Origin of the sequence: Ruegeria discodermiae, assembly GCF_030758345.1 — a bacterium.
Classification (GTDB): Bacteria; Pseudomonadota; Alphaproteobacteria; order Rhodobacterales; family Rhodobacteraceae; genus Ruegeria_C.
The window spans coordinates 38,307-63,115 of sequence record NZ_JAVAMO010000003.1 but is presented as its reverse complement, the minus strand read 5'-3'; the positions used below and the strand labels follow the sequence as shown (position 1 = coordinate 63,115).

The window sequence follows — 24,809 nt, the reverse complement described above, 5'->3', positions numbered from 1 at the left end:
GAAAACTTCCCCTCACTATTTCTGGGGAGTGGAAAGCAGCGAATTTCCTAACAAAATCGACACATGCTATAGTTGAAATTAACACTTCGTTAACGGTTGAGGGGAGAGTGTAATGGCAAGAAACGATTGGATCCTTGATGTGCTGGCGGATCTCAAGACGTTCGCATCGGCAAACGGGCTGGAGACCCTTGCCGAGCATCTGGGGGACACCCAGCTGATTGCGGCCGTCGAGATCGCCAAGCTTGAGGACGAGCCTAAGACACGGGTAGATGTACAGGAAAGCCGATTTGAGCCCCATTTTGGAGGAGTTGGACGCCACTGAAGGGCTTGATGGGCTGCAGGCCGTATCCATCGGTCTGCGTGATGCGCTGGAGATAGATCACATCGTCTATCACTGGGTGGACAGCGCGGGGGAACAATACGGGTGCGGCACCTATCCTGCGGATTGGATTCAACGCTATATCGACAAGGAGTATCTGCGCGTAGATCCGGTCATTGTCGGCTGCTTTCAGCGTTTTCACCCGGTCGATTGGAAAGCTGTCGACTGGTCCGGGAAAGCGGCCAGGGTGTTCTTGGCCGATGCGCTAAAAAACGGCGTCGGGAACCAGGGGTATTCGATCCCTGTACGGGGGCCGAGCGGGCAGTTCGCCCTGTTCACGGCCAACCACAATTGCAGCGATGAAGAATGGTCGGAGTTCAAGGAAACCTATGGCCACGACCTGATCCTGATTGCCCATTACTTCAATCGCAAAGCACTTGATTTCGAAGAAAACCGCAGCCCGCAACCGGTGCGGGCCCTGTCGCCGCGCGAGGTGGACGCACTGACCTTCTTGGCCTTGGGGTATAGCCGCGCGCAGGTTGCCCATTCTCTGTCGATCTCCGAGCATACACTGCGGGTCTATATCGAGAGCGCGCGCTTCAAGCTGGGGGCGCTCAATACAACCCATGCGATAGCAAAGGCGTTGAGCCAGGGATTGATCGTTATGTAGCGTGCAGCCTGCTGCAGTTTATTGCGCCGCCCGCTTCGGTGACCAGATATTAACCATTCTTACGTACTCCCTTTGTTCCAGATTTCGGACGACAAGGGGAAGTCAAATGCTACGTTATCTTTATGCTGATCAGCTGCATCAACATCGCGATCTGGCACGCGCAATGTTCCAAGACCGGGCAGATCAATTCAAAACAAGGCTCGGCTGGGAAGTTTCGGTTGATGAAAACGGCGAGGAGCGGGACCAGTACGATGCGCTCAATCCGCTTTATGTCATCTGGGAAAATGCCGAAGGGGGCCATGGGGGGTCCATGCGTTTTCTGCCCACAACCGGCCCGGTCATGGTTAACGATATTTTTGGCCATTTGACCGGTGGCGCACCGATCTGCAGCCCGCTGATCTGGGAATGCACGCGATTCTGCCTGTCGCGTGATGCTGATAGCCGGGTGGCTGCCGCCCTGATGCTGGGGGGCGGAGAGATCATGACCGGCTTTGGCATCAAGCATTTTGCTGGTGTCTTCGATGCACGCATGGTGCGCATCTACAAAGCCATCGGATCTTCGCCGGAAATCCTCGGGTCCGAGGGGGAAGGACGCGACCGGATTTCCGTCGGGTTGTGGGAGTTCACCGAAGAGGCGCGCAACAAGGTGGCAACACGGGCCGACATCCCGCTGGACCTGTCCCGGCTCTGGTTCACGCGCGCTTTCGGCTCGACAGGCCAGCACCGGTTCGCACAAACTGCCTGACATCGCAGCAAAGCTGCCTGCCGCGTCTGGTGATCTGCTGGGCGCGGCGATAGGGTCGCGGCATGAGCAGTGCCGAAGTTACATTTTCCGACGATCAGGCCGTCGCCTTTGACAGCGTGGCAGAGATGTTGCGCCACGCGGGCGTCGATCTTGATGAAGAAACGCTTCGCTTGTCGTCGGGCGCGGAAAGCTCGGGCGTCATGGCCGTGGTGGGCAAGGCCGGGTCGGGGAAAACCCTCCTGCTCGCCGAACTCTACAAGGCGCTGGAGGCGGCCGGTGTTCATGTCGTGTCGGGCGATTTCGAAAGCCGTAAGGCGCGTGAGCGCCGCACCCTGGCAATCCTGGCGCCGACCAACAAGGCTGCAAGCGTGCTGCGCCTGCGTGGTGTGCCCGCGACAACCATTCACCGCATTCTCTATACCCCGGTCTATGACCCGGAATATGAGCGCATCGCTGAGTGGCTGGCGGGCAATGGCGAGCGCCCCGAGATCGAGGGGCTGAGCGACGAGGCGCTGGACCGTGCCGCCGCGTTTTATGAGCGCAACAAGTCCATTCCCGGCGCGCTGGCCGCGGCGGGCCTGCGTGGCTCGGATTTTATCACTGGCTGGAAGCGCCGGGATGAGCCGCTGGATATCGGTTTTGTTGATGAGGCCTCGATGCTGGATGACCGGCAGTTCGACGACCTCAAGGAGATTTTTCCGACTCTGCTGCTGTTTGGTGATCCGGCGCAGCTTGCACCGGTGAATCAGTCGGGCTCGATGGTGTTTGACGGGCTGCCGGAGCCGCGCAAGCTGAACCTGCAGCGTGTTCACCGGCAAGAAGCCGATAACCCGATCCTGGACCTGGCCCATGCGCTGGCTGATCCCACCTTGGGCTTCCAGGACTTCGAGGACATGATCCAGGACACGGCCCGGCGCGATGATCGAGTGGTCTGGGGCGCACGGGTCGAAGTGGGCTTGATGGCCCGCAGCCCGGTACTGGTCTGGCGCAACGCCACGCGCATCCGCCTGATCAATGCGTTCCGCACGGTCCATGGTGCCCCGGAAGAAGCGCTGCTGGAGGGTGAGCCGCTGATCTGCGACGGGATCGAATTGCCCCTCAAGCATCGCAAGAAACGACTGGATCTCGAAGCGCGGGGGCTGATCAAGGGCGCGCAGGTTATCTATCTGGGGCCGGGGCGGAAACCGGGGTTTTCAAAGCTGCACGTTATCGGGGCCGAAGAGCCGCAGGTGAGCGCCGCTTCGATCGTGAAGATCGAAAAACCTGACGAGGAAGAACCCTTCATCCCCTTTGCCGCGCGCATGGGGGCGACCTTTTTGCATGGCGCGGCGGTCACGATCCACAAGGCGCAGGGCTCGCAATGGAACACGGTGCAGGTCTTTGGGCCTGACATCTACACTGCGGCCCGGATGGGGCGTGTCGAGGCCGGTCAGCCCCTGTGGAAACGTCTGGCCTATGTGGCCATCACCCGGGCGCAGGATCGGCTGATCTGGGTGGTGCGCAACCGGCTGTCAAAGCCCACCCATCCGCTGCGCGTCGATGATCTGCGTCAAATCCCGGCTGCGGCTCTGACGCTGGAAGGGCAGGAGGGGTGAGGTCGTCGATCAGCGGTTGCGCAAGACGGTAAAGGCGGCAGAGGCGCCCCAACCGGCGAAGATCGCGATCGCCAGCGACATCAGGCCATAGATTGCCGGTTGCTGTCGTGACAGGTTGAACAGGAAACGTTCCAATCCGACCTTCCGCACATCAATATCGGTGACGATTTGCGACACCACCTTGCCGCCACGGGTCAGAAAGATGCGCGTCTTGTAGTCGCCTTCGATCAGGTTGGCAGGCATCGAGATTGAGGTGCGAAACAAGGTCTGCTGGTCCACCGCGACCGTGTCCTCACGCAAGGAATAAAGCCCGTCCGCTTCACGGATTCGGATCACGGCTTCGGCAAACTCTTGTGCGTTCTGCACATTCATATCCGCGCCCACCGACCGGATCGCCTGCGGGACCGAGACCTTATAGCGAAGATCCTCCGTATGGCTGATGGCTTCGTTGAACGGCGCGCTGGTGGCAACGGCATAGAAGCTGGGTGCAGAATCGACCAGTACGCTGTCCACATTGACCCAGATGCCAAATTTCTCTTCTTTGCGTCGCACCATCACCGGTTCAGACGGGCCAGAGACCGTGATCACGACTTCCAGCGGCTCTGCATCGGGGATGGGGGCCTCACGTTTGACCGCGCCAAAGACCAGAATGTCGGACCCATCAAAGGTCGATGTGATGGCGACCCGATCCTGGCTCAGCCCCAGCACGATTTCTTCTTCCATAGCCAGCGCGGGATGCGCGGCGAAAAACAGCAGGGCAATGAGAGTGCGCCACATGATCAGTGTCCCCCCTCCGTGCCCAGCGAGAACAGCTCAGCCGGTTGCAGGAGCAGGTCCAGCGCCAGTTTGCCGCAGACGGCCAGAACCATCATCGCAAGCAAAACCCGCAATTGTTCGGCCTTCAGCTTGGTGCCGATCTGCGTTCCGACCTGCGCCCCGATCACACCGCCCACCAGCAGCAGCACGGCCAGCACCACGTCAACGGTGAAGTTGGTGGTGGCGTGCAGCATCGTCGTGAAGGCGGTGACGAAGATGATCTGAAAAAGCGAGGTGCCGACCACCACCTTGGTGGGCATCCCCAGAATATAGATCATCGCAGGCACCATAATGAAGCCGCCGCCGACCCCCATGATGGCCGACAGGATACCGACAAACACCCCAACGATCAGAGGCGGAAGGGCGGAGATATAGAGGCCGGAGGTGCGAAACCGCATCTTGAAGGGCAAAGCGTGGACCCAGCCGCGCTGGCGGCGCTTCGGCGGGGCAGCGCCATCCGCCCTGCGGGATTTGCGGATCGCGTTCAGGCTTTCGATGAACATCAGCCCGCCGACCACGCCCAGAAAGACCACGTAACAAAGCTTGACCAGCAGATCGACCTGCCCGAGGCTCTTGAGGTAGTTGAATACCACCACGCCGAGGGCCGCACCGGTCAGACCTCCGACAAGTAGCACGCCTCCCATCTTGAAATCGACCGTTCGCCGCCTGAAATGGGCCAACACGCCGGAAAACGACGATGCAACGATCTGGTTGGCTTCAGTCGCAACGGCAACAGCAGGGGGGATGCCGATGAAAAACAGCAGCGGCGTCATCAGAAAGCCACCACCGACCCCGAACATGCCGGACAGGACCCCAACGAGCCCCCCCAGACCCAGTAGCAGGAAGGCGTTGACCGAAACTTCAGCGATGGGAAGGTAAATTTGCATGTGCACTGTTAATTCAGGCGGCGTCAGAAAATCAACCGTTTATGCTGCTCTGCAGCACAGACCGGTGATCATTAAGTTTTGTATGTGGAGTGACCGCCAGCGGGAAAAGCGCCGGTAATAAGGTGAATTGCGCCCCAGATCTGCCTGTCACGGGTGTGTGATCGCGATTGTGGGCTTATCGATCACTTGAAACTGGCCTTGTCGCAGCGCGTATTCGGGCCGTCAGGCAAACGGGTCAATACCCGTTTGCCTGGAGAGTATTGTGGTTCAGAAATTCAGAACCGGGCAGCTGTCGTCGCTGGTATAGTCATGGACCTGGATTTCGCCGGCGATGATCTTGGCCTTGGCATCCTCGACCGAGGATTGCATGTCCGCATTGACCAGTTCGGCATTGTTGTCGTCCATGGCATAGCCCACACCATCAGCGGACAGATCCAACACCAATACACCCGGCTCCATGTTTTCACCCGCCTGCATGACGTTATAGACCGCGACATCCACGCGTTTCAGCATCGAGGTCAGAACCTTGCCCGGATGCAGGTGGTTCTGGTTGCTGTCCACGCCGATCGAAAGGATCCCTTCATCCGCCGCCGTCTGCAGAACACCCACGCCGGTACCGCCCGCCGCGGCATAGACAACATCGGCGCCCTGGCTGATCTGCGCCTTGGTCAGTTCCGATCCCTTCACCGGGTCGTTCCAGGCTGAGGGCGTTGTACCGGTCATGTTGGCGATCACGGTTGCATCCGGATTGGCCGCTTTTACGCCCTGGGCATAGCCACAGGCGAATTTGCGGATCAGGGGCACATCCATGCCGCCGATGAAGCCCACCGTGCCCGATTCCGAGGCCTGCGCGGCCATCATACCGACCAGATAAGACCCTTCATGCTCGGTAAAGCCGATGTTCAGCACGTTGGGCTGATCGACCCAGCCGTCAATGGTCACGAATTTGGTTTCCGGATAATCCGGAGCCACTTCGGCCAGCGGTGCGCTCATGGCAAAGCCCGTCGTGATAACGGGGTTTGCGCCTGCCTCGGCAAAGCGGCGTAGCGCCTGTTCACGCTGGGCTTCGGATTGCAACTCTATTTCAAGGTATTTGCCGCCGCTTTCCTCGGACCAGCGCTCGGCGCCATTATAGGCGGCTTCGTTGAACGACTTATCGAACTTGCCGCCCAGATCGAAGATCAGCGCCGGTTCCGCCGAAGCGAGACCTGCGGTCAAGGCAACTGCAGCTGCCGCTCCCATCAGGGATTTTATGAGGGTCATTGGATACTCCCGTTGTTATTTTGGTTGAGGGCGCGGGTCATCCCCAGAGCCCCGGTTGTCGATCAAGTGTCTATAACGCTGGCAATTAAGGCCGTGCCGGATGCCGGGGGTCAACCGCTTTTTGCAGTGATGGGTGGTTCGACGCGTGCTTTCCTTCACGGCAAGGCACGCTCCATTGCGATTGCGTCAACCCGTACGCCCGCCTCGCGCAGGTAATATCCCCGCCGAAACCCGCAAGTTACGTAGCCGCAACTCCGATAGAGCGCGATGGCGGCAGCATTGTCTTCGGCCACATCCAGAAACGCGTGCTCTGCGCCCTGTGCGGCGGCCTTGGAGTGCCAGAGCTCCATGCATTGCTTTGCCAACCCCTGTCTCTGGAAGTCGGGATGGGTGGCGATGGTGAGCAACTCAACCTGCTCGGTGATCAACGTGTAAACGGCAAAGCAGCGTCGGTCGCCTGTCTGATGCGTGAACCGGTTCGACAGCAGGGCCTCGAACTCATCCGCGGACCATGGCCGCGCCTCGGTGAAGGCGGCGGCATGGGTTTCTGCCATTTGCGCCGGTGTCATGGGTCCAGAATACGCGGTGGCGGATCGCTGGCCGGGGCCGCATCCGCAGGGCGTGCATAGACCGGGGCAGGGGGCGTTGTTGTCTCGGCGCGACGGTTTGCGGTAATCCGGGCAATGGCGTATACCAAATCCGCCGGATCAACCTCGGCATGCACCGGCCCGTCGACTTCGGACCGGGAACGCAGCTCAATACCTGTCTCAATGAGCAGATAAAGCTGGTCGCGGGGTGCGGGGATGGCGACCCTATGGGCGGGCGGGGAAGAAAACGCGCGGGCGTCAAAACCGTCCACCCCCACCGCCGGAATATCCAGGCCCAGCGCCAGACCGCGCGCGGCGGACACGGCAATGCGGATGCCGGTGAAATTGCCGGGGCCGGTGCCGACACCGATAGCGTCAAGATCGCGCCAGGTGATCCCGGCCTCGTTCAGAACCTCCTCCAGCAAGGGCATAAGACGCTCAGCCTGCCCTTTCCTCATGGCTTCGTGGCGTAGGGCCACCACTTCACCGTCGCGCAGCAGGGCCGCCGCGCAATAGGGGCCGGACGTATCAAAGCCTAGGATCAGGGTCATGTGCCGCTAGCGCTGTTCAGGGCGTCCCGGCCAGACCCCGCGGCGCGCTCAAGATCGTCAGCTATGTGCAGCCAGGGCATTCCCTTGTTGGCATGACAATGTATCTGCGGCGGCAGCGTGTCAGCCTGATCCAACAGACCGATCGGCACATAGATCTGACCGGGCAGATAGTCGAAGGTCGCGGCCAGGGGCGAGCCGCAATGATCGCAATTCCAGCGCCGCACAGCCGGATGATGCGAGGTTCCCTCACCCAACGCGGGCTCGGTGATCAGATCGGCGCGGTTGAAGGCTGCAAAGGCACCGACGGGCGCGCCGGTCCAGCGGCGGCAATCAGCGCAATGGCAATAGGCCACCGTCAGGGGCGGGGTGAGCGATGACAGCTGTGTCGCGCCGCAATAACACCGCCCGGTCACGACCGGGACGGCACCCGGATCAGACGGCAACCGGGCGCACCTCGGTCACTTCAGGGATATAGTGGCGCAGCAAGTTCTCGATGCCCATTTTCAGCGTCAGGGTCGAGGACGGGCACCCGGCGCAGGCACCTTGCATATGCAGATAGACGACGCCGCGATCAAAGCCATGAAAGGTGATATCACCGCCATCCTGTGCCACCGCAGGGCGGACCCGACTGTCGAGCAATTCCTTGATCTGATTGACCACCTCGCCATCCTCGCCGGTATGCTCGGCATGGCCCGAATTGGCCGCGCCACCCTCGTTGATGGCGGGTTGCCCGGATTGGAAATGCTCCATCACCGCGCCAAGAATGGCGGGTTTGATGTGATCCCAATCGACGCCGTCGGCCTTGGTGACGGTCACGAAGTCATTGCCCAGAAACACCCCGGTCACGCCGTCCACCGCAAAGATGCGGCTCGCCAGCGGCGATTTTTCAGCCGTATCGGCCGAGGGGAAGTCGGCGGTGCCCATATCCAGGACGCTCTGTCCCGGCAGGAACTTCAGCGTTGCGGGGTTCGGGGTCGATTCGGTCTGGATGAACATTTCCGGGTCTCCATGATCAGAGCAGCAGATATGCGGCCGGGCAGGCCGCAAGTCAAGGTTTAGAACAATTCTAAATCGAGCGGTGGCGAGGTCAAGGGCGGATGTTGTACCGCTTAGCCCGGCTGAGGTGGCCTCAGGTGATCGCTTCCAGCTTTTCCTTGCTCAGGTCACCGGGCACGATGGTGATCGGGATGGGCAGCGACCCGGACGAGCGGCTCATTTGCGTGACCAGTGGCCCAGGGCCTTTCTTGTCGGTCCCGGCCCCCAGCACCAGCACCCCGATTTCGGGGTCTTCGCTCACCTGGGCGATGATCTCGGGTACGGCTTCACCTTCGCGGATCACCAGTTCGGGTTCAACGGATTGCTTGTCGCGCATCCATTTGGCGAACACTTCGTAATGGGCATGGATGCGCTCGCGCGCCTCTTCCCGCATCACCTCGCCCACACCAATCCAGTGGTTGAATTCATCCGGCGGGATCACCGACAGGATCGCAACGCCGCCGCCCGTATGGGCCGCGCGCATGGCCGCGAAGCGCATGGCGTTCAGGCATTCGCGGCTGTCATCGAGGACGACCAGAAACTTCCGCATGAGGATGGCTCCTTTCTTTGTGGATCATGCCCCAGCAAATTGGGACTGGCAACCGGTGGTTTTGCAAGTGTCCCAAAGGGTTACCTGCTCGACGCCGCCCAGTCCCAATAAAGGTCGCGGACCCGCCGCGCAACCGGGCCGACCTGATAGCTGGTCTCATCCAGCGCGGTGACCGGGGTAACCTTGTTCATGTTGCCTGACATGAAGACCTCATCAGCGCCATGGAAATCCTCGAAGGATAACACTGCCTCATGCACCGTTACGCCATCTGCGCGCAGGTTGGCGATGTGGCGCGCCCGCGTGATCCCGGCCAGAAAAGTGCCGTTGGGAACGGGTGTGAACACCTCGCCATCCCGGACCATGAATATATTGGCCGTCGCTGTTTCGGCCACATTGCCCATCGCATCCGCGACCAGCGCGTTCGAGAACCCTTTCTGTCGGGCCTCGCGCAGCATCCTCGCATTATTGGGGTAAAGTGCGCCAGCCTTGGCGTTCACCACCGACGATTCCAGAACCGGGCGCCGAAAGCGTGTGGTGGTCAGCGTCGCGGCGGCACTTGGCGGGGCCAGGGGGATTTCCTCTAGGCAGATGGCAAAGCCGGTCTTGTCCGGGGTCGGCACAATCGCCGTTTGGTCGCCGTCGATACCCCAATACATGGGGCGGATGTAGACCGCCGTTTCCGGGGCATATGCTTTGAGCCCGTCTTCGACAATCGCCACCATCTCTTCGGTCGAGACGGTGGGCACCAGCATCATCGCCTCGGCGGAACGGTTGACCCGTGCGCAATGGGCGTCAAGGTCGGGGCTCAACCCGTTTACATGCCGTGCCCCGTCAAATACATTCGTGCCCAGCCACGCCCCGTGATCTGCCGCCCGCATGATCGGCACGTCGCCCTCATGCCACTGGCCGTCGAAATAGGTGCGAATATTCTTGCCCGTCGCCATTGCGTCCTCCGTGAACGGACGAAACCTAGGCAGGATTGCCGTACGCGTCCAGAGTCGTTTCGCCCCATCGGCTCATGTAAGGGTCGGTAGTTCATTGCGCTTCATGATGGTTCTGAGCGCGAAGTTGGATCGCAGGTTGCGGATGCCGGGGATCTGCATCAGCTGGTTTTCCAGAAATCGGTCGAAGGCGGCCAGATCGGCGGCCACGACGCGCAGCAGAATGTCGCGCGACCCGGTCATCAGGTAACATTCCATGACCTCGTCGCAGCTTGTGATCGCCCGCTCGAACGCATCGATCGCGGCCTTGTCCTGCCGGGCCAGTTCCACCGACACAAAGATCGACACGCCCAGACCCAGCTTTCCGGGATCAACCCGCGCGCCGTAACCGGTGATGACGCCCTGCTTCTGCAACCGCTCCACCCGCCGCGCGCAGGGTGTGGGGGAAAGCCCCACAGCCTCCGCCAGATCGGTCACGGTCATCCGCCCATCCCGTTGCAGGTGGTAAACGATTCGATGATCAATCGCATCCATCAGATTTGCTCCAATATTTCGGACTTTATTGGAGGATAACTCCAATACAGAGGCGCCAGATAGACAAAATTAGCGAGATTTTCTGTGCGCCCCGTGGGAAAATCCCACTGAAGACGGAGGAGAGAGATGGTTCTGACCCAGATCGACGCGCCCGGGCATGAGGGCGTCTGGCGTATTGAAGATGCCGAAAGCGGCCTATTGGGCCTGATTGCCATACACTCGACGCAGCTTGGCCCGGCGGCGGGCGGGGTGCGCATGCGGCCTTACGACAGTATGGAAGACGCGCTCGAAGATGCGCTGCGCCTGTCGCAGGGCATGACCCTGAAAAACGCTGCTGCCGGGCTGCCGCTGGGGGGTGGCAAGGCGGTGATCATGGGTGATCCGGCGCGGGACAAGACGCCTGGCCTTTTGCGGGCCTTTGGCCGCGGGGTCGCGTGTCTTGATGGGCGCTATTGGACAGCCGAGGATATGGGCATGACGCCAAGCGACATGGCCGAGATTGCAAGCGAGACCGGATGTGTGGCCGGGCTTGAACAGGGCAGCCATGCCAGCGGCGATCCCTCTCCGATCACGGCGCGCGGCATTTTCAATGCGATCCGGGCGGTGGCTCGGCACCGGCTGGGATCAGATGATCTGTCAGGCCGGACCGTAAGCGTGCAGGGGCTTGGCAATGTTGGCTGGAACCTGTGTGCGTTCCTGCAAGAGCAGGGCGCGCGGCTGGTGGTGAGCGATATCGATCCCGCGCGCACCGCGCGGGCCGAGGCCGAATTCGATGCAAGAGTTGTGGCGCGCGATGCGATATTCGATGTCGACGCCGATATCTTCGCACCCTGTGCGATAGGCGGCATACTGGATGCGGATCGGATCGACCGGCTGCGGGTCAAGGCCGTTGCGGGCGGGGCGAACAATCAGCTTGCCACGTCAGAAGATGGTCACCGGCTGCATCGGCGCGGTATCCTCTATGCGCCGGACTTCGTGGCGAATGGCGGTGGCATCATCAATGTCGCGACCGAGATCCTGCGCATTGACGCGCGCGAGGCGTGGGTTGCCGACAAGCTCGTCGCGCTCGACGCCACGATGGAGCGCATCCTGCACGCTGCCAAGGCTCGCGACGTGAGCCCGCACCACGTCGCCGAGGCGATTGTCGCGGAGGTGTTGCAGCGGGATGCGGCCTGAGGGCCCAAGCCTGCATTCTCAGGCTTGGGGAGGACTCAAGGGGTCAGAGGGACGCCGGCGGTACCATCCCGATGATATCGTAGGTCTGGCGCAGGATCGGAGCGGTGATTGCCCGCGCGCGTTCTGAGCCGCGGGTCAGAATACGGTCGATCTCGGTCTGGTCATTCATCAGCCGCGCCATCTCGGCCGCAATCGGGGCCAGTTTGGCCACCGCCAGATCCGCCAGCATCGGCTTGAATTCTCCGAACTGCTTGCCACCAACCTCGGCCAGGACCTGAACGACGCTCTGATCGCTCAGCGCCGCATAGATATCGATCAGATTGCGCGCTTCGGGGCGGCCCTCCAGCCCTTTCGCCTCAGACGGCAGGGCATCGGGATCGGTCTTTGCCTTGCGGATCTTCTTGGCAATGGTATCGGCATCATCGGTCATGTTGATGCGGCTGGCATCCGAGGGGTCGGATTTCGACATTTTCTTAGACCCGTCGCGCAGGCTCATCACCCGCGTGGCGGCGCCTTCGATCACCGGTTCGGTGACCGGAAAGAAATCGACGCCATAATCGTGGTTGAACTTGATCGCGATGTCGCGGGTCAGTTCCAGATGCTGCTTCTGATCCTCACCCACCGGCACATGGGTGGCGTGATAGACCAGAATATCTGCCGCCATCAGCGCCGGATAGGCAAACAGCCCCAGCGAGGCGTTCTGCGCGTTTTTGCCCGCCTTGTCCTTGAACTGCGTCATCCGCTGCATCCAGCCCATCCGGGCGATGCAATTGAAGATCCAGGCCAGTTGCGCGTGCTCTGGCACCTGGCTCTGGTTGATCAGGATCGATTTTTCTGGATCAAGGCCAGAGGCGATATAGCCCGCGCACAACTCGCGCGTGGCATGGCGCAGCTCTGCCGGGTCCTGCCAGACGGTGATCGCGTGCAGGTCGACCATGCAATAGATGGTCTCGAACTCCGATCCCTGCATCCGCACCCAGTTCCGCAACGCCCCCAGATAGTTTCCAAGATGCAGGTTGCCCGAAGGCTGCGCACCGGAAAACACGCGCGGCGTGAATGTGGTCTCGGTCATGAAAAGCGACTCCCGTCTGGAAAATTCGGCTTTCGTCGCTTACCCATGGGGTCCAATGACGTCAACAGGCGCAACAAGGACAATGAGATGAGCAGCCCCGGATACACCCCGCCCGTAAACCCGCTGCCGCCTGTGGTGGTGGCGCTGGTTCTGATCCTGATGGGGATCGAGATCATTTTCATGGCAGGCTCCAAGGGGCTGATCGGTGGGCCCGAGGCGGTTGGCTGGCGGGTGGCGGCGATCCAGAAATATGCGTTTTCGGGCGACATTTTCGACTGGATGGCCGAAACCGGGCGCTGGCCGTTCGAGCATCTGATGCGGTTTGTGACCTATCCCTTTGTCAGCGTGACCTTCACCCAGACGATCTTTGTCTGTGTCTTCGTGCTGGCCATGGGCAAGCTGGTGGCCGAGACCTTTGGCGCAGTCGCGATGCTGCTCATCTTCGTGCTGAGCGGGATAGGCGGCGCGCTGCTTTATGCACTGCTGCTGGACGAGCCCTATCCGCTGGTGGGCGGCTTCCCTCCGGTCTATGGGCTGATCGGGGCGTTCACCTATCTGCTCTGGCGCAAGCTGTCGCTGGTGGGCGAGAATCAGGCGCGGGCTTTCACGCTGATTGCGTTTCTGATGGGCGCGCAGCTTGTCTTCGGGTTGTTGTTTGGCGGCTCGCGGGATTGGGTGGCCGATTTGGCGGGTTTTGCCACCGGTTTTGGCCTGTCCTTCTTTCTGGCGCCGGGCGGCTGGGCACGGATTCGCGATCGCATCCGCCACGATTGAGCAGTCAGCCGCGCCGCATCATCTGCCGCAATTCGCCAAGGCGGAAGGCGCCCAGAATGTGCCCGGCCAGGTAATAGGAAAGGCCGCCAAACAGCACCAATGCCAGCAGCGCAGGGTAGCGCCATCCGGGCACCTGAAAGGCCCAGCCAAAGATCTGGTTGACGACGTAGAGTGCCACGCCCATCAGCGCCGATGCCAGTGCGATCCGCCTGGCCCGTGCGCGAAACCGGTCATCGGGCTGCGCCACCGCGCCCATGCGCAACGATCCCAACGCGAGAAGCGCGACCATCGACCAGCCCGCGATCGAAGCCGCGATGGCAGGGGCAATCCATCCGACAATTGGATAAAGGCCAAAAGCAAGCACTGCATTCACCACCATGGCCACCGCCGCATAGCGAAACGGAGTCTTGGTATCCTCGCGGGCGAAATACAGCGGTTGCAGCAACTTCTGTAGAACGAAGGCGGGCAGGCCCAGACCATAGATCGCCACCGCCAGCGCCATGGCGGCGCTGTCTTCGGCCCCGGTCGCGCCACGTTCGAAGAGAACCGAGATCAGTGGCAGCGGCACAGTGACCAGGGCCACCGCAGCAGGCAGCGACAGCATCAGTGTGAACTCACCGGCGCGGGAATAGGCGTTGCGCGCGCCGGTTTCATCGCCCGCGCGCAGCTTGCGCGACAGGTCCGGCAGCAGCACCACGCCAACGGCGATGCCCACCACGCCCAGCGGCAATTGATAAAGCCGGTCTGCGGCAAACAGCCAGCTGACCGCGCTTTCGGTTTGTGAGGCGACCAGCTGTCCGACCACCAGATTGATCTGGGTGACGCCCATCGCCAGCGCTGCGGGAACGGCAACAGCCACCATATGGCGCATCTCGGGCGTCAGCCGGGGCAGTCCGGGCCGGATGCGGATACCCGCCCGCTCGGTTGCGCCCCAGACCAGCGCCAGTTGCGCCACGCCTGCGACCGGGATCACCCAGATCAGCCAGGTGATGACCTCACCACCGCTCAGCGCGCCGATCAGCATGGCGCTGCAGGCTAGAATATTCAGCAGGACCGGCGCGGCAGCAGCAGCGGCAAATCGCCCGGTGGCGTTCAACACGCCGGAAAACAGCGCCGCCAGCGCCATGAACAGGATATAGGGAAAGACCACATGACCATAGCCAACCGCCAGATCAAACCGCGCATCCCCGGCAAAGCCTCCGGCGGTCGCCCAGACCAGAGCGGGCATAAAGACCATGCCAAGCCCCACCAGCGCCAGCACCGCCAGACCGAGCAGGTTGAAGGCCTGATTGGCGAAGCCGCGCGCGTCCTCACCCCCTTCGAGGCGTTTGGAAAACATCGGCACAAAGGCCGCGTTGAACGCGCCTTCGGCAAAAAAACGGCGAAACATGTTGGGCAGGCGGAACGCGGCGACAAAGGCATCCATCACCGGTCCGGGCCCGATATAGGCGGTGATCAGGATCTCTCGGACAAAGCCGAGGATGCGGCTGGCCAGAGTCCAGAAACCAACGGTGAAGAACCCCGAGAGCAGCCTGATCTGCTTCATGAATCGGCGCGCTCCGCACCATCGGAAATGGCCTTGCGCAACCGGTTTTCCAGCGAACGCTGCTTGCCTTCGGAATAGTATTTCAGCCCGAACATGTCCTTCACATAGAAGGTGTCGACAACCTGCGCGCCATAGGTCGCGATGACCGCATTGGCGACATAGACATTCGAGGCCGCCAGCGCGCGGGCCAGATCATAGAGCAGGCCGGGGCGGTCACGGGTATCAACCTCGATGATCGTGTAGATTTCCGAGCCGTCATTGTCGAAGGTGATATGGGTCGGGACGTTGAACGCCTCTTCGCGTTTCTTGATCTTGTCGCGTGATTTGAACGCGTCGCTGGCATCCACTTCGCCCCTCAGGGTCTTGTGGATCATCTGTGTCAGGCGGGGCAGACGCGCGGCCTCATAGGGATGACCTTCGGCATCCTGTATCCAGAATGCGTCCGTGACATAACCGTCCTTGGTGGTGTAGCTGCGGGCATCCACCACGTTCGCGCCAACCAGCGCCAGCGCGCCCGCGACACGGGCAAAGATGCCGGGATGATCGGCCATAGCAAAACAGGCACGGGTGGCATCGCGGTCCTCATCCGGGTCGAGCCGTATCTCTACCGCGCCCGCATCGCCGCTTTCCTCAAGCGCGCGCAGCATCTCGGCGAATTCGATATGGGCCGACAGGTTGAGACCCTGCCAATAGGGATCATAATGCCGCCCGGTCTCCGTCTTGAGATCGGCTTTCGACCAGCTTTCCAGAGCGGTGCGCAGCGCCTTCTTGGCACAAGCCCCGCGGTTGGCCCGGTTGAGGTCTTCCATCCCGGTTTCCAGAGCACGCTTGGTTTCCGCATGCAGCGCGCGCAGCAGCGTGGCTTTCCAGTTGTTCCAAGTGTTGGGACCAACGCCGCGAATATCGCAGACCGTCAGCACCGTCAGCAGGTCCAGCCGCTTGACCGTTCCAACGGCCTTGGCGAAATCGCGCACAGTGCGCGGGTCCGAGATATCGCGCTTCTGCGCCATATCCGACATCAGCAGATGATAGCGCACCAGCCATTCCACCGTCTCGCAATCGGCTTTGCTCAAACCCAGGCGCGGCGCGACCTTGCGGGCGATCTGCGCCCCGAGGATCGAATGATCCTGCTCGCGCCCCTTGCCGATATCGTGCAAGAGCAGCGCCACATAGATGACCTTGCGATTGATCCCCGCCTCAAGGATGCCCGAGGCCAGCGGCAGCGATTCGATCAGCTCGCCGCGTTCGATCTGAGCGAGGTTGATGATGCACTGTATGATATGCTCGTCCACCGTATAGCTGTGATACATGTTGAACTGCATCATCGCGACAATGGGTTCGAACTCGGGGATGAAGGCAGACAATACGCCCAACTCGTTCATCCGGCGCAAGGCGCGTTCGGGGTTGCCGTGTTTTAGCAACAGATCAAGGAAGATGCGTCGCGCCTCGCGGTTGTTGCGCATGTCATCGTCGATCAGGTTCAGATTGGCGGTGACCAGCCGCATCGCATCAGGGTGGATCAGCATCCCGGTGCGCAGACCTTCTTCGAACAGGCGCAGCAGGTTCACCTTGTCGGCCAGAAAGGCCTCGGGGTCCTCGATATCCAACCGGTTATGGACCACTTTGTAGCCCGCCTTTACCCGGCGCTTGCGGCTGAAAATCCGCTCCAGCAGCGGGCCGCTTTTCTTGTGAGCGGCTTCCAGTTTGGTCAGGAAGATACGGGTCAACTCACCCACGGCGGTCGCTTCGCGGAAGTAACGCTGCATGAACACCTCGACCGCCCGCCGCCCGGCACGGTCTTCATAGCCCATGCGATCGGCCACATCGACCTGCAGATCGAAGGCCAATTGTTCGGTGGCGCGTCCGGTAACCAGATGCAGATGTGACCTCACCGCCCAGAGGAAATCCTCGGCCTGAACAAAGGTGCTGAACTCCTCCGGGGTGAACAGACCCAACGGAACCAGTTCGGCCACATCCTGCACGCCATAGATATACTTGGCGATCCAGTAGAGCGATTGCAGGTCGCGCAGCCCGCCTTTGCCCTCTTTGACATTGGGCTCGACCATATAGCGCTGGCCCTGCTTGCGGTGGCGCTTTTCGCGCTCTTCCAGCTTGGCCTCGACAAATTCGCGCCCGCTCCGGTCGGACATTTCGGCTTTCAGCGTCTGGACCAGGTCCTCGGCCAGCGGCGCATGCCCGGCGAGAAAACGCTGCTCCAGCATGGCGGTGCGGATCGTCTGATCCTCCTGGCTCATGCGTACGCAATCCCGGATCGTGCGCGAGGAATGCCCGACCTTCAGCCGCAGATCCCACAGGATATAGAGCATGGATTCGATCACGCTCTCGGCCCAGGCGGTGATCTTGTAGGGCGTCAGAAACAGCAGATCGACATCGGAAAAAGGTGCCATCTCGCCGCGGCCATAGCCGCCGACGGCCACCACGGCGATGCGTTCGGACCGGGTCGGATTCGCCAGCGGGTGCAGGATTTCGCTGGCCACGTAAAGCGCGGTGCGCACCATGCCATCGGTCAGATAGGTGTAGGAGCGGGTCAGTGGCCGCGCAGCAAAGGGTTTCTCCGCAAAAGCCGTGGCGATGGCGTTGCGCCCGGCTTTCTGGGTGTCGCGCAGGATCGCCACCACTGCGCTGCGCAAAGCGGCATTGTCTGCTCCTTCAGCGGCAAGCGCCTCGATCTGGCCCATGATCTGGTCGGGATCGAAGATTTGATCCGGCGGACAAATCAGATCGCCCGCCAGTTCTGGGGTTATGCGCTGGATCTGCTCCGGGTCAGAATCCGGCACCGGAGAATGTTTGTGGAGCAGGGTCAATCACAACCACCTGTTTGTTCTGGATCGTGGCCACTGCCAATCCCCGTTGGTTCGTGCCATTCGGCAACAGGCGGAATATACCGCCGACGCCCTGGAAACCAGCCCCTTGTGTCAACGCCGCGCCGGTCAGGGCATTGGACTTGCCCGATCCGACCAGGGCTCCGATGGCGGCAATGCCGTCATAAGCCAATCCGCTGATCGGGTGCGGGGCGCTGCCATAGGTGGATTGATAGCGCGCGCGGTAGTTCTGGCTTTTGCTCGGATCAGGCAGAGCGAACCAGCCGCCCTGAACGCCGGGCAGCGCAAGCGTCTGCGCAGGAATGTCCCAGCGGGTCAGACCGATGAACTGCGTGGTGGCGTTGGACACACCCGCTTCGGGCAGAAGCTGCGTAAAGAGCGGCAACGCGCCCGCCGTGGTTGAGGTCAGAAACACCGAGGCATCGCCTGCACTGTCCACCGCCGCTTTTACTTGCGGAACCGCGTTGATCACACCTTGCTGCGACCGCTCATAAGGCACCGAACCGGCCAGCGTCGCGCCACTGTTGCGAATGCCGTTCTCGATAGCAGCCTTGCCGAGCTGGCCGCCCTCGTCATTGCTGTAGACCACAACCATCCGGCCTTTGCCCTGACGGGCTGCATAGCTGGTCAGCCTGTTGGCCGAGTTCTCGAAGGTGGAGCCCAGCACAAAGACGTTGCCGCCTGCGATATTGGTGTTGTTCGAAAAGGACAGAACGTTGATGTTCTTGTTTAGAACCGAAAGCCCGGCAGCGTTCACTGCTTGCGAATAGACTGGACCAATGATGATCTTGGCACCGTCATCAACGGCCTGTTGGGCCACAGCTGATGCCGTCGCCGCACTGCCCGCCGTGTCATAGACCCGCAGGTCGATCTGCACGTTCTGCAAATCCGCCATCGCCAGACGCGCGGCATTCTCAAGGCTCTGCGCCATTGAGGCATCACCCGAACGGCCCGACCCCTTGGGCACCAGCAGCGCCACCGGCACCGGTTTCGAGGTGTTGATGCTGGGGCCTCCGCTCGTCGCGGGCAGGTCGCACGCGGCCAGGAACCCGGCGGCGGTCAGCGCAAGCGCCGTTTTGGTAAATTTGCGGGTGGGCTTGAAAAACGCAAACATCTAAATGAAAACTCCCTGATCCTGAATCCGGGCGGCCGCCTGCGGACAGGCTGCGATAATAAACGTCATGAAAGGCGGGTCCAGCTTTGAATTTCCAGAAACTCCGATTGCTTCCCGGCCTTTACTTTATTGCCACGCCTATCGGGACGGCCCGCGATATCACGCTGCGCGCGCTGGATGTGCTGGCCTCTGCCGAGGTGATCGCCGCCGAGGATACACGCAGTTTGCGCCATCTGATGGATATTCATGGCGTGCCGCTCGAAGGGCGGCGGATTGTGGCCTATCATGACCATAGCGGCGCGGGCGCGCGCGCGCGGCTTCTTGAGGCGCTTTCAGATGGGAAATCAGTGGCTTATGCCTCTGAAGCGGGCATGCCGCTGATTGCCGATCCGGGTTATGATCTGAGCCGCGCGGCGGCGGAGGCCGGGCATAACGTGACGGTGGCGCCCGGTCCTTCGGCGGTTCTGGCGGCGCTGACGCTCGCCGGGTTGCCGACGGATGCGTTCTTTTTCGCGGGGTTCCTGCCAAGCGCGACCAAGGCCCGCCGCACCCGCCTGGAAGAGCTGCGTGAGGTGCCGGGCACACTGGCCTTTTACGAATCGCCCAAGCGGGTGGCTGACAGTCTGGCGGATATGGCGGCAGTGCTGGGCGACCGGCAGGCAGCGCTGTGCCGGGAACTGACCAAGAAATTCGAAGAGGTTCGGCGCGGGACATTGTCCGAGCTTGCCGCCGCGCTCAAGGCGCAGGGCGTGAAGGGGGAAATTGTCCTGCTGGTCGACCGCGCCCGGCAGGTTGCTGCAAGCGAGGAGGATGTCGAAAACGCTTTGTTAACGGCGCTTGAGTCACATTCGGTCAAGGATGCAGCGGAATTGGTGGCGCGTATGTATTCGCTGCCGCGCCGCCCGCTTTACCAGAGGGCGCTGAAACTTGGCAAAACATGACAGACCGGATCGGGTCCGGCGCGGCTATCTGAACCATCGCACCGGAGAGGCCGCCGAGGATCGCATCGCCTCGACCTATGGCGATCAGGGTTTCGCGGTCATCCATCGCCGCTGGCGCGGTTCCGCGGGTGAGATTGACTTGATCCTGCGCGGACCCGGCGGGCTGATCTTTGCGGAGGTCAAGCAAAGCCGCGATTTCGCCCATGCCGCGGCCTCACTCGGCTCACGGCAGATGAGGCGTATCTATTCGGCGGCGGCGGAATTTCTGGCGACGGAACCCTCCGGCCAGAACACCGAGGTGCGGTTTGATGTGGCGCTTGTGGACGCAACGGGCAGGTTTCAAATTGTCGAGAACGCCTTTGGACAGGTGTGATCCCCATTGAACCTGCCGCCCGGCTGCGCCATGTAGCGGGCAGATCATGAGGAGCGCGCCATGAAAATCGCCTTTCAGATGGACCCGATCGGAGACGTCGACATCAACGCCGACAGTTCCTTCCGCCTCGCCGAAGAGGCGCAGGCGCGCGGCCATTCGCTGTTTTTCTACAGCCCCGACAAACTGGCCTATCAGGAAGGCCGCATCACTGCGCGCGGTCAGGATATGAGCGTGCAGCGCGTTGCGGGCGATCCGGCTGTGCTGGGACCCGAGCGCAATGTCGATCTGGCGGAATTTGACGTGGTCTGGCTGCGCCAGGATCCGCCCTTTGACATGCATTACATCACATCGACCCATCTGCTGGACCGGCTCAGGGGGCAGGCATTGGTGGTCAATGATCCGTTCTGGGTGCGCAACTATCCCGAAAAACTGCTGGTGCTGGACTTTCCCGACCTGACACCGCCCACAACGATTGCCCGTGACCTCGACACGATCAAGGCGTTTAAGGCGAAACATGGCGACATCATCCTGAAGCCGCTTTACGGCAATGGCGGCGCAGGTGTGTTCCGGCTGGATGCGGGCGACCGCAACCTGACGTCGCTGCACGAGCTGTTTACCGGCTTTAGCCGCGAGCCGCTGATCGTGCAGAAATTCCTGCCTGATGTCAGCAATGGCGACAAGCGGGTGATACTTGTGGATGGTGAACCGGTCGGCGCGATCAACCGGGTGCCTGCGGCGGGCGAGACCCGCTCGAACATGCATGTGGGCGGGCGGCCCGAAAAGATCGGGCTCAGCGAGCGCGATCTGGAAATCTGTGCAGCGATAGGTCCCTTGCTGAAAGAGAAAGGGCAGATTTTTGTCGGGATCGACGTGATCGGGGACTATCTGACCGAGATCAACGTGACCTCACCCACCGGCATTCAAGAGCTTGAGCGCTTCGACGGCGTTAATATCGCCGAGAAAATCTGGCAGGTCATCGAAGCGCGTCTTTAGGCTGCGACCCGCGCCGAAATCCGAAAGCTCAGCGCCTCGGCCACATGCGGTCGGCGCACATGGTCCGAGCCGTCCAGATCAGCGATGGTGCGGGCCACGCGCAGCACCCTGTGATAGGCGCGGGCGGACAGGCCGAACCGGTCGGCAGCGTTCAGCAGCATCTGCTTGCCTTCGGCATCGGGCGCGGCGATCTCCTCCAACACGCCGCCTTCGGCGTCGGCGTTCTGGCGCAACCCCTCGTGATCTGTGAACCGCGTAGCCTGAACCTCGCGCGCAGCGGCAATCCGCGCGGCGACTTGGGCAGAACTGTCACCGCTCGGCGGCAGATCAAGATCGGCAAAGCCAACCGGGGGCACCTCCAGCCGCAGATCGAACCGGTCCATCAGCGGGCCTGAAATCCGGCCAAGATAATCTTCACCGCAAATCGGCGCGCGCGAGCAGGCGCGGGAGGCATCGGCCAGATGCCCGCATTTGCAGGGGTTGGCGGCGGCCACCAGCATGAAGCGGCAGGGGTATTTCACATGGGCATTGGCACGCGCAACCATCACCTCGCCGGTTTCGATCGGCTGGCGCAGGGTTTCCAGCACGGTGCGTGGAAACTCGGGAAACTCATCCATGAAAAGTACGCCGTTATGGGCCAGTGAAATCTCACCCGGTTTCGCGCCCTTGCCGCCGCCGACAATCGCGGCTATTGAGGCTGTATGATGGGGTTCGCGAAACGGGCGCGTGCGGCTGATCCCGCCTTCATCAAGCAATCCGCAAAGCGACTGGATCATTGAGGTTTCCAGCGCCTCAACTGCCGTCAGTGGCGGCAGGAGGCCCGGCAGGCGTGCGGCCAGCATGGATTTACCCGAGCCCGGCGAGCCGATCATGATCAGGTGGTGCCGCCCGGCGGCGGCGATCTCAAGCGCGCGTTTGGCGCGTTCCTGTCCCTTGACGTCATGCAAGTCGCGCTGGGCGTAAGGTTGCGTCACCTCCCCCGGTATGGCGGGGGCCAGCGGGGCCTGGCCGGTATAGTGCCGGACAACGGCGGCCAGTGTCTCCGCGCCGATGACTTGCGTTGCGCCAACCCAGGCGGCCTCGGCGCTTGAGGCTTTGGGGCAGAGCAGCGTGCGTTCTTCCTCGGCGGCGGTCATTGCCGAGGGCAGCGCGCCGACTACCGGGACCAGAGAGCCGTCCAGTGACAGCTCTCCCAATGCCAGCGTGGTTTCAGCCGCGTCTGCCGGGACGATATCCAGCGCGGCAAGCAGGGCAAGCGCGATGGGCAGGTCGAAATGGCTGCCTTCCTTGGGCAGATCGGCGGGAGACAGGTTGATGGTAATGCGCTTCGAAGGCAGTGCGATGGCCATGGCGCTGAGAGCGCTGCGCACCCGGTCCCGCGCTTCCGAGACGGCCTTGTCCGGCAGGCCCACCACTGAAAAGGCGGGCAGGCCGGGCGTGACGGCGCATTGCACCTCGACGGGCCGGGCCTCGACCCCCTGAAAGGCGACAGTATACGTGCGCGCGACCATGTTTCCCCACTTGGTTAACAAGGGATTGCTAGCGCGGGCATGGTTTAAGATCGGTTAACAGATGCGGATCAGGAAAGCGGCCATGGAATGATCTTTGCATCCACCGGGTAGGGGAAGGGATCGTAGGTGACCTCAAGCGCCTTCTCGCGCCACGCCAGAACCGCCGGGTCGGTCAGCAATGCCTCGCAATAGGCCCGATTCTCGGTTGAGACCGGCAGGCCATAGCCCACGATTCGCGCGGCAACGGGGGTGTAGAACACATCTGCCAGCGAATAAGCGCCGAAGAGAGGCCCGTCCTGCGCGCCGGAGATCTGTCTGGCATGTGACCACAGTGTTTCGATCCGGCTCAGATCTCGCTGAGTCCCTTCAGAGGGGGCGAAACCCGCGTAGCTGTGCAGCAACTGCATCGGGCATTGCCCGCGCAGATCACCAAATCCGGCGGCCATTTCCGCACAAAGCCACCGCGCCGTTGCACGCGCGGCGGGAGCTTGAGGCCAGAGGTTGGCTTCCGGGTGCAGCTCGGCCAGTGTTTCGGCCATGGCGAGGCTTTCGCCCACTGGCGCGCCATCGGGCATCCGCATGCAGGGGACCAGTCGCGCCGGTGCGACAGGTTGCAAATCCTGCGCCATGGTGCCGGAATAAAGACCCACCAGATGGGTGTGGCAGGGAATGTTGAATTTTTCGAACATCAGCCAGCCGCGAAGAGACCAACTGGAGAACAGGCGATCGCCAATATAAAGGTCATAAGTCATGGCGCGCAGTCTAGGCGCGCGCCCGAGTACCGGTAAAACGCTGAATTGTGAGCGGGGTCATCACGGAAGGTGATTGATACGGCCCACCTTCCAGCCAGAAGTAGAATGGGTCAGTTCGGTCACCGACAGGTTGTCGATCCGATGGCCAAATGCCTCTTCCGCGTCCAGCTGCAACGCCCGCTGCACCTGTGTCAGGATCACGCCGAAATGTGCTACGATGATCAGGTCCCGTCCTGTATGGGCGGCGATCAGGCGGTCTATGGCCGTATCGACGCGGGTACGGACCTCATTCCAGCTTTCGCCATTTGGCGGGCGCACATCGCCGGGCTGTTCCCAATAGGCGCGGATGCGCACGGGGTCTTCGGCCTCGATCTCGGCAAAGGCGCGCAGCTCCCAATCTCCGAAGTGGATTTCCCGCAAGGCCTCGTCATGCGGCAGACGGGTGCGTCCGGTTTCAACGGCTGACGCGGTATCGACCGCGCGGATCAGGTCCGAGGAGATCACCAGGGCCCCGCCCGGCAAATGTGCCGAAAGACGCGCGACCGCCGCCCTGTCGCTCAGATCTGCGGGCAGGTCGGACCAGCCCACCATGGTTTTGGCGTGGGTTGGGCCATGGCGCACGAGATGCAGCCGGGTCATGGCAGCGTCCCTTTCAGAACCTGCGGCAGACCCGCGACAACCTGCACCACCAGATCGGCCTCAGCCGCCAGGGCGATGTTCAATCGCCCTTGCGCCTCGCGAAACTGCCGCACCAGCGCGTTGTCGGGCACGATGCCGTGCCCCACCTCGTTCGACACGATCACCACATCCGCCGTGCATTCCCGAAAGGCTGCCAGCAACTGCGCCTGTTGGACCTCAAGATCGTGTTCCGCCAGCAGATGGTTGCTCAGCCACATGGTTGCGCAGTCGATCAGGCAGAGATCCCCTTCCGAGCAGCCGCGCAGAGCGGGCGCAAGGTCAAACGGGGCCTCAATCGTGGTCCAGCCGGTGCCACGCTGGGTGATATGACGGTCGATCTTGATCTTCATCTCATCATCAAACACTTGTGATGTCGCGACATAAAACCTGTTTTTTGCTGACTTAACAGAGAGTTGCTCGGCAAAAATCGATTTCCCCGAGGCCGCGCCTCCTAGTACCAGGCTGTATTTCGGAAACAAGTTCTTACCTCAGAAATGATCCATGTGCCGCGATCCTGCGTACCTAGTTCAACTGCGCAAAACA

At 61.6% G+C, this 24,809-nt stretch carries 27 protein-coding genes; 9 read left to right on the top strand and 18 right to left on the bottom strand.

The window, feature by feature from the left end; genetic code table 11:
* The first annotated feature begins 112 nt into the window (after positions 1-112).
* From Q5Y75_RS09365 to Q5Y75_RS09350, 4 genes are all read left to right on the top strand, one after another.
* Positions 113-322, top strand: a complete 210-nt coding sequence (locus Q5Y75_RS09365) for a hypothetical protein (protein WP_306196609.1) — start codon at positions 113-115, stop codon at positions 320-322.
* Positions 270-989: a helix-turn-helix transcriptional regulator gene (locus tag Q5Y75_RS09360; RefSeq protein ID WP_306196607.1), complete on the top strand. Its 720-nt coding sequence runs from the start codon at positions 270-272 to the stop codon at positions 987-989. Before Q5Y75_RS09365 ends, Q5Y75_RS09360 begins: the two co-directional genes overlap by 53 nt.
* A 106-nt stretch (positions 990-1,095) precedes the next feature.
* Positions 1,096-1,734, top strand: coding sequence for an acyl-homoserine-lactone synthase (locus Q5Y75_RS09355; RefSeq protein ID WP_306196605.1), 639 nt, complete (start codon positions 1,096-1,098; stop codon positions 1,732-1,734).
* A gap of 62 nt (positions 1,735-1,796) precedes the next feature.
* The gene (locus Q5Y75_RS09350) at positions 1,797-3,329 is read left to right on the top strand and encodes an ATP-dependent DNA helicase (RefSeq protein ID WP_306196602.1); all 1,533 of its coding nucleotides are present in this window, start codon (positions 1,797-1,799) and stop codon (positions 3,327-3,329) included.
* A gap of 9 nt (positions 3,330-3,338) precedes the next feature.
* Here Q5Y75_RS09350 and Q5Y75_RS09345 read toward each other — a convergent pair whose 3' ends face one another.
* From Q5Y75_RS09345 to Q5Y75_RS09300, 10 genes are all read right to left on the bottom strand, one after another.
* Entirely contained in the window at positions 3,339-4,106 is a 768-nt protein-coding gene (locus Q5Y75_RS09345; protein WP_306196601.1) for a TIGR02186 family protein, read from the bottom strand.
* A gap of 2 nt (positions 4,107-4,108) precedes the next feature.
* The gene (locus tag Q5Y75_RS09340; RefSeq protein WP_306196600.1) at positions 4,109-5,032 is read right to left on the bottom strand and encodes a sulfite exporter TauE/SafE family protein; all 924 of its coding nucleotides are present in this window, start codon (positions 5,030-5,032) and stop codon (positions 4,109-4,111) included.
* A 267-nt stretch (positions 5,033-5,299) separates the two neighbouring features.
* Positions 5,300-6,295: a BMP family lipoprotein gene (locus tag Q5Y75_RS09335; protein ID WP_306196598.1), complete on the bottom strand. Its 996-nt coding sequence runs from the start codon at positions 6,293-6,295 to the stop codon at positions 5,300-5,302.
* A 155-nt stretch (positions 6,296-6,450) separates the two neighbouring features.
* On the bottom strand, positions 6,451-6,864 hold the full coding sequence (locus tag Q5Y75_RS09330; RefSeq protein WP_306196597.1) for a GNAT family N-acetyltransferase: 414 nt from the start codon (positions 6,862-6,864) through the stop codon (positions 6,451-6,453).
* Positions 6,861-7,433, bottom strand: coding sequence for a tRNA (adenosine(37)-N6)-threonylcarbamoyltransferase complex dimerization subunit type 1 TsaB (gene tsaB, locus Q5Y75_RS09325; protein ID WP_306196596.1), 573 nt, complete (start codon positions 7,431-7,433; stop codon positions 6,861-6,863). The genes Q5Y75_RS09330 and tsaB overlap by 4 nt, the downstream gene beginning before the upstream one ends.
* Positions 7,430-7,876, bottom strand: a complete 447-nt coding sequence (locus Q5Y75_RS09320; RefSeq protein ID WP_306196595.1) for a GFA family protein — start codon at positions 7,874-7,876, stop codon at positions 7,430-7,432. The genes tsaB and Q5Y75_RS09320 overlap by 4 nt, the downstream gene beginning before the upstream one ends.
* Positions 7,866-8,429 carry a NifU family protein gene (locus Q5Y75_RS09315; protein WP_306196593.1) on the bottom strand — a complete coding sequence of 188 codons (564 nt, stop codon included), beginning with the start codon at positions 8,427-8,429 and terminating at the stop codon, positions 7,866-7,868. Before Q5Y75_RS09315 ends, Q5Y75_RS09320 begins: the two co-directional genes overlap by 11 nt.
* 133 nt (positions 8,430-8,562) lie before the next feature.
* On the bottom strand, positions 8,563-9,018 hold the full coding sequence (locus tag Q5Y75_RS09310) for a universal stress protein (RefSeq protein ID WP_306196591.1): 456 nt from the start codon (positions 9,016-9,018) through the stop codon (positions 8,563-8,565).
* Positions 9,019-9,098: 80 nt separating this feature from the next.
* Entirely contained in the window at positions 9,099-9,962 is an 864-nt protein-coding gene (locus Q5Y75_RS09305; RefSeq protein ID WP_306196590.1) for a branched-chain amino acid aminotransferase, read from the bottom strand.
* A 72-nt stretch (positions 9,963-10,034) separates the two neighbouring features.
* Positions 10,035-10,493, bottom strand: a complete 459-nt coding sequence (locus tag Q5Y75_RS09300) for an Lrp/AsnC family transcriptional regulator (protein ID WP_306196589.1) — start codon at positions 10,491-10,493, stop codon at positions 10,035-10,037.
* A gap of 126 nt (positions 10,494-10,619) precedes the next feature.
* Here Q5Y75_RS09300 and Q5Y75_RS09295 point away from each other — a divergent pair, with 126 nt between their 5' ends.
* A complete protein-coding gene (locus tag Q5Y75_RS09295; RefSeq protein WP_306196586.1) occupies positions 10,620-11,669 on the top strand; it encodes a Glu/Leu/Phe/Val family dehydrogenase in 1,050 nt (349 codons plus the stop codon).
* Between the two features lie 43 nt (positions 11,670-11,712).
* On the opposite strand, the gene trpS is transcribed toward Q5Y75_RS09295, so the two are convergent.
* Positions 11,713-12,741: a tryptophan--tRNA ligase gene (gene trpS / locus Q5Y75_RS09290; protein WP_306196584.1), complete on the bottom strand. Its 1,029-nt coding sequence runs from the start codon at positions 12,739-12,741 to the stop codon at positions 11,713-11,715.
* 87 nt (positions 12,742-12,828) lie between these two features.
* Between trpS and Q5Y75_RS09285 the strand changes: the two genes are divergently transcribed.
* A complete protein-coding gene (locus tag Q5Y75_RS09285) occupies positions 12,829-13,515 on the top strand; it encodes a rhomboid family intramembrane serine protease (RefSeq protein ID WP_306196581.1) in 687 nt (228 codons plus the stop codon).
* Positions 13,516-13,519: 4 nt separating this feature from the next.
* On the opposite strand, the gene murJ is transcribed toward Q5Y75_RS09285, so the two are convergent.
* The 3 genes from murJ to Q5Y75_RS09270 are packed head-to-tail and all read right to left on the bottom strand — an operon-like array spanning position 13,520 to position 19,018.
* Positions 13,520-15,061: a murein biosynthesis integral membrane protein MurJ gene (murJ, locus tag Q5Y75_RS09280; RefSeq protein WP_306196580.1), complete on the bottom strand. Its 1,542-nt coding sequence runs from the start codon at positions 15,059-15,061 to the stop codon at positions 13,520-13,522.
* Positions 15,058-17,886, bottom strand: a complete 2,829-nt coding sequence (locus Q5Y75_RS09275) for a [protein-PII] uridylyltransferase (RefSeq protein WP_306196578.1) — start codon at positions 17,884-17,886, stop codon at positions 15,058-15,060. Before Q5Y75_RS09275 ends, murJ begins: the two co-directional genes overlap by 4 nt.
* A complete protein-coding gene (locus tag Q5Y75_RS09270; protein WP_306196576.1) occupies positions 17,846-19,018 on the bottom strand; it encodes a penicillin-binding protein activator in 1,173 nt (390 codons plus the stop codon). Before Q5Y75_RS09270 ends, Q5Y75_RS09275 begins: the two co-directional genes overlap by 41 nt.
* 86 nt (positions 19,019-19,104) lie before the next feature.
* On the opposite strand from Q5Y75_RS09270, the gene rsmI reads away from it, so the two are divergent.
* From rsmI to gshB, 3 genes are read left to right on the top strand one after another with little or no spacing between them, the layout of a single operon-like run.
* Positions 19,105-19,959: a 16S rRNA (cytidine(1402)-2'-O)-methyltransferase gene (gene rsmI, locus Q5Y75_RS09265; RefSeq protein ID WP_306196573.1), complete on the top strand. Its 855-nt coding sequence runs from the start codon at positions 19,105-19,107 to the stop codon at positions 19,957-19,959.
* Positions 19,946-20,332 carry a YraN family protein gene (locus tag Q5Y75_RS09260; RefSeq protein WP_306196570.1) on the top strand — a complete coding sequence of 129 codons (387 nt, stop codon included), beginning with the start codon at positions 19,946-19,948 and terminating at the stop codon, positions 20,330-20,332. Before rsmI ends, Q5Y75_RS09260 begins: the two co-directional genes overlap by 14 nt.
* A 60-nt stretch (positions 20,333-20,392) precedes the next feature.
* Entirely contained in the window at positions 20,393-21,325 is a 933-nt protein-coding gene (gshB, locus tag Q5Y75_RS09255; protein WP_306196568.1) for a glutathione synthase, read from the top strand.
* On the opposite strand, the gene Q5Y75_RS09250 is transcribed toward gshB, so the two are convergent.
* The 4 genes from Q5Y75_RS09250 to cobU form a co-directional block, all read right to left on the bottom strand.
* Complete coding sequence (locus Q5Y75_RS09250) at positions 21,322-22,836, bottom strand: YifB family Mg chelatase-like AAA ATPase (RefSeq protein ID WP_306196566.1); 1,515 nt, start codon at positions 22,834-22,836, stop codon at positions 21,322-21,324. The genes gshB and Q5Y75_RS09250 overlap by 4 nt on opposite strands.
* A 68-nt stretch (positions 22,837-22,904) precedes the next feature.
* A complete protein-coding gene (locus tag Q5Y75_RS09245; protein WP_306196564.1) occupies positions 22,905-23,588 on the bottom strand; it encodes a glutathione S-transferase in 684 nt (227 codons plus the stop codon).
* Positions 23,589-23,648: 60 nt separating this feature from the next.
* Complete coding sequence (locus Q5Y75_RS09240; RefSeq protein ID WP_306196562.1) at positions 23,649-24,227, bottom strand: histidine phosphatase family protein; 579 nt, start codon at positions 24,225-24,227, stop codon at positions 23,649-23,651.
* Positions 24,224-24,745 (bottom strand): bifunctional adenosylcobinamide kinase/adenosylcobinamide-phosphate guanylyltransferase, encoded by a 522-nt coding sequence (gene cobU, locus Q5Y75_RS09235; RefSeq protein WP_306196560.1) that lies wholly within the window; start codon positions 24,743-24,745, stop codon positions 24,224-24,226. The genes Q5Y75_RS09240 and cobU overlap by 4 nt, the downstream gene beginning before the upstream one ends.
* Positions 24,746-24,809: the final 64 nt, after the last annotated feature.

Bases quoted from the DNA above. Each gene is read 5' to 3' on its own strand.
- Q5Y75_RS09305 (WP_306196590.1), bottom strand. From the start codon at position 9,962: ATGGCGACGGGCAAGAATATTCGCACCTATTTCGACGGCCAGTGGCAT.
- Q5Y75_RS09315 (WP_306196593.1), bottom strand. From the start codon at position 8,429: ATGTTCATCCAGACCGAATCGACCCCGAACCCCGCAACGCTGAAGTTC.
- Q5Y75_RS09350 (WP_306196602.1), top strand. From the start codon at position 1,797: ATGAGCAGTGCCGAAGTTACATTTTCCGACGATCAGGCCGTCGCCTTT.
- Q5Y75_RS09250 (WP_306196566.1), bottom strand. From the start codon at position 22,836: ATGGTCGCGCGCACGTATACTGTCGCCTTTCAGGGGGTCGAGGCCCGG.
- Q5Y75_RS09270 (WP_306196576.1), bottom strand. From the start codon at position 19,018: ATGTTTGCGTTTTTCAAGCCCACCCGCAAATTTACCAAAACGGCGCTT.
- Q5Y75_RS09295 (WP_306196586.1), top strand. From the start codon at position 10,620: ATGGTTCTGACCCAGATCGACGCGCCCGGGCATGAGGGCGTCTGGCGT.
- Q5Y75_RS09335 (WP_306196598.1), bottom strand. From the start codon at position 6,295: ATGACCCTCATAAAATCCCTGATGGGAGCGGCAGCTGCAGTTGCCTTG.
- Q5Y75_RS09360 (WP_306196607.1), top strand. From the start codon at position 270: ATGTACAGGAAAGCCGATTTGAGCCCCATTTTGGAGGAGTTGGACGCC.
- Q5Y75_RS09240 (WP_306196562.1), bottom strand. From the start codon at position 24,227: ATGACCCGGCTGCATCTCGTGCGCCATGGCCCAACCCACGCCAAAACC.
- tsaB (WP_306196596.1), bottom strand. From the start codon at position 7,433: ATGACCCTGATCCTAGGCTTTGATACGTCCGGCCCCTATTGCGCGGCG.
- trpS (WP_306196584.1), bottom strand. From the start codon at position 12,741: ATGACCGAGACCACATTCACGCCGCGCGTGTTTTCCGGTGCGCAGCCT.
- Q5Y75_RS09245 (WP_306196564.1), bottom strand. From the start codon at position 23,588: ATGACTTATGACCTTTATATTGGCGATCGCCTGTTCTCCAGTTGGTCT.
- gshB (WP_306196568.1), top strand. From the start codon at position 20,393: ATGAAAATCGCCTTTCAGATGGACCCGATCGGAGACGTCGACATCAAC.
- Q5Y75_RS09300 (WP_306196589.1), bottom strand. From the start codon at position 10,493: ATGGATGCGATTGATCATCGAATCGTTTACCACCTGCAACGGGATGGG.
- Q5Y75_RS09340 (WP_306196600.1), bottom strand. From the start codon at position 5,032: ATGCAAATTTACCTTCCCATCGCTGAAGTTTCGGTCAACGCCTTCCTG.
- murJ (WP_306196580.1), bottom strand. From the start codon at position 15,061: ATGAAGCAGATCAGGCTGCTCTCGGGGTTCTTCACCGTTGGTTTCTGG.
- Q5Y75_RS09285 (WP_306196581.1), top strand. From the start codon at position 12,829: ATGAGCAGCCCCGGATACACCCCGCCCGTAAACCCGCTGCCGCCTGTG.
- Q5Y75_RS09345 (WP_306196601.1), bottom strand. From the start codon at position 4,106: ATGTGGCGCACTCTCATTGCCCTGCTGTTTTTCGCCGCGCATCCCGCG.
- Q5Y75_RS09365 (WP_306196609.1), top strand. From the start codon at position 113: ATGGCAAGAAACGATTGGATCCTTGATGTGCTGGCGGATCTCAAGACG.
- Q5Y75_RS09310 (WP_306196591.1), bottom strand. From the start codon at position 9,018: ATGCGGAAGTTTCTGGTCGTCCTCGATGACAGCCGCGAATGCCTGAAC.
- Q5Y75_RS09330 (WP_306196597.1), bottom strand. From the start codon at position 6,864: ATGACACCGGCGCAAATGGCAGAAACCCATGCCGCCGCCTTCACCGAG.
- Q5Y75_RS09355 (WP_306196605.1), top strand. From the start codon at position 1,096: ATGCTACGTTATCTTTATGCTGATCAGCTGCATCAACATCGCGATCTG.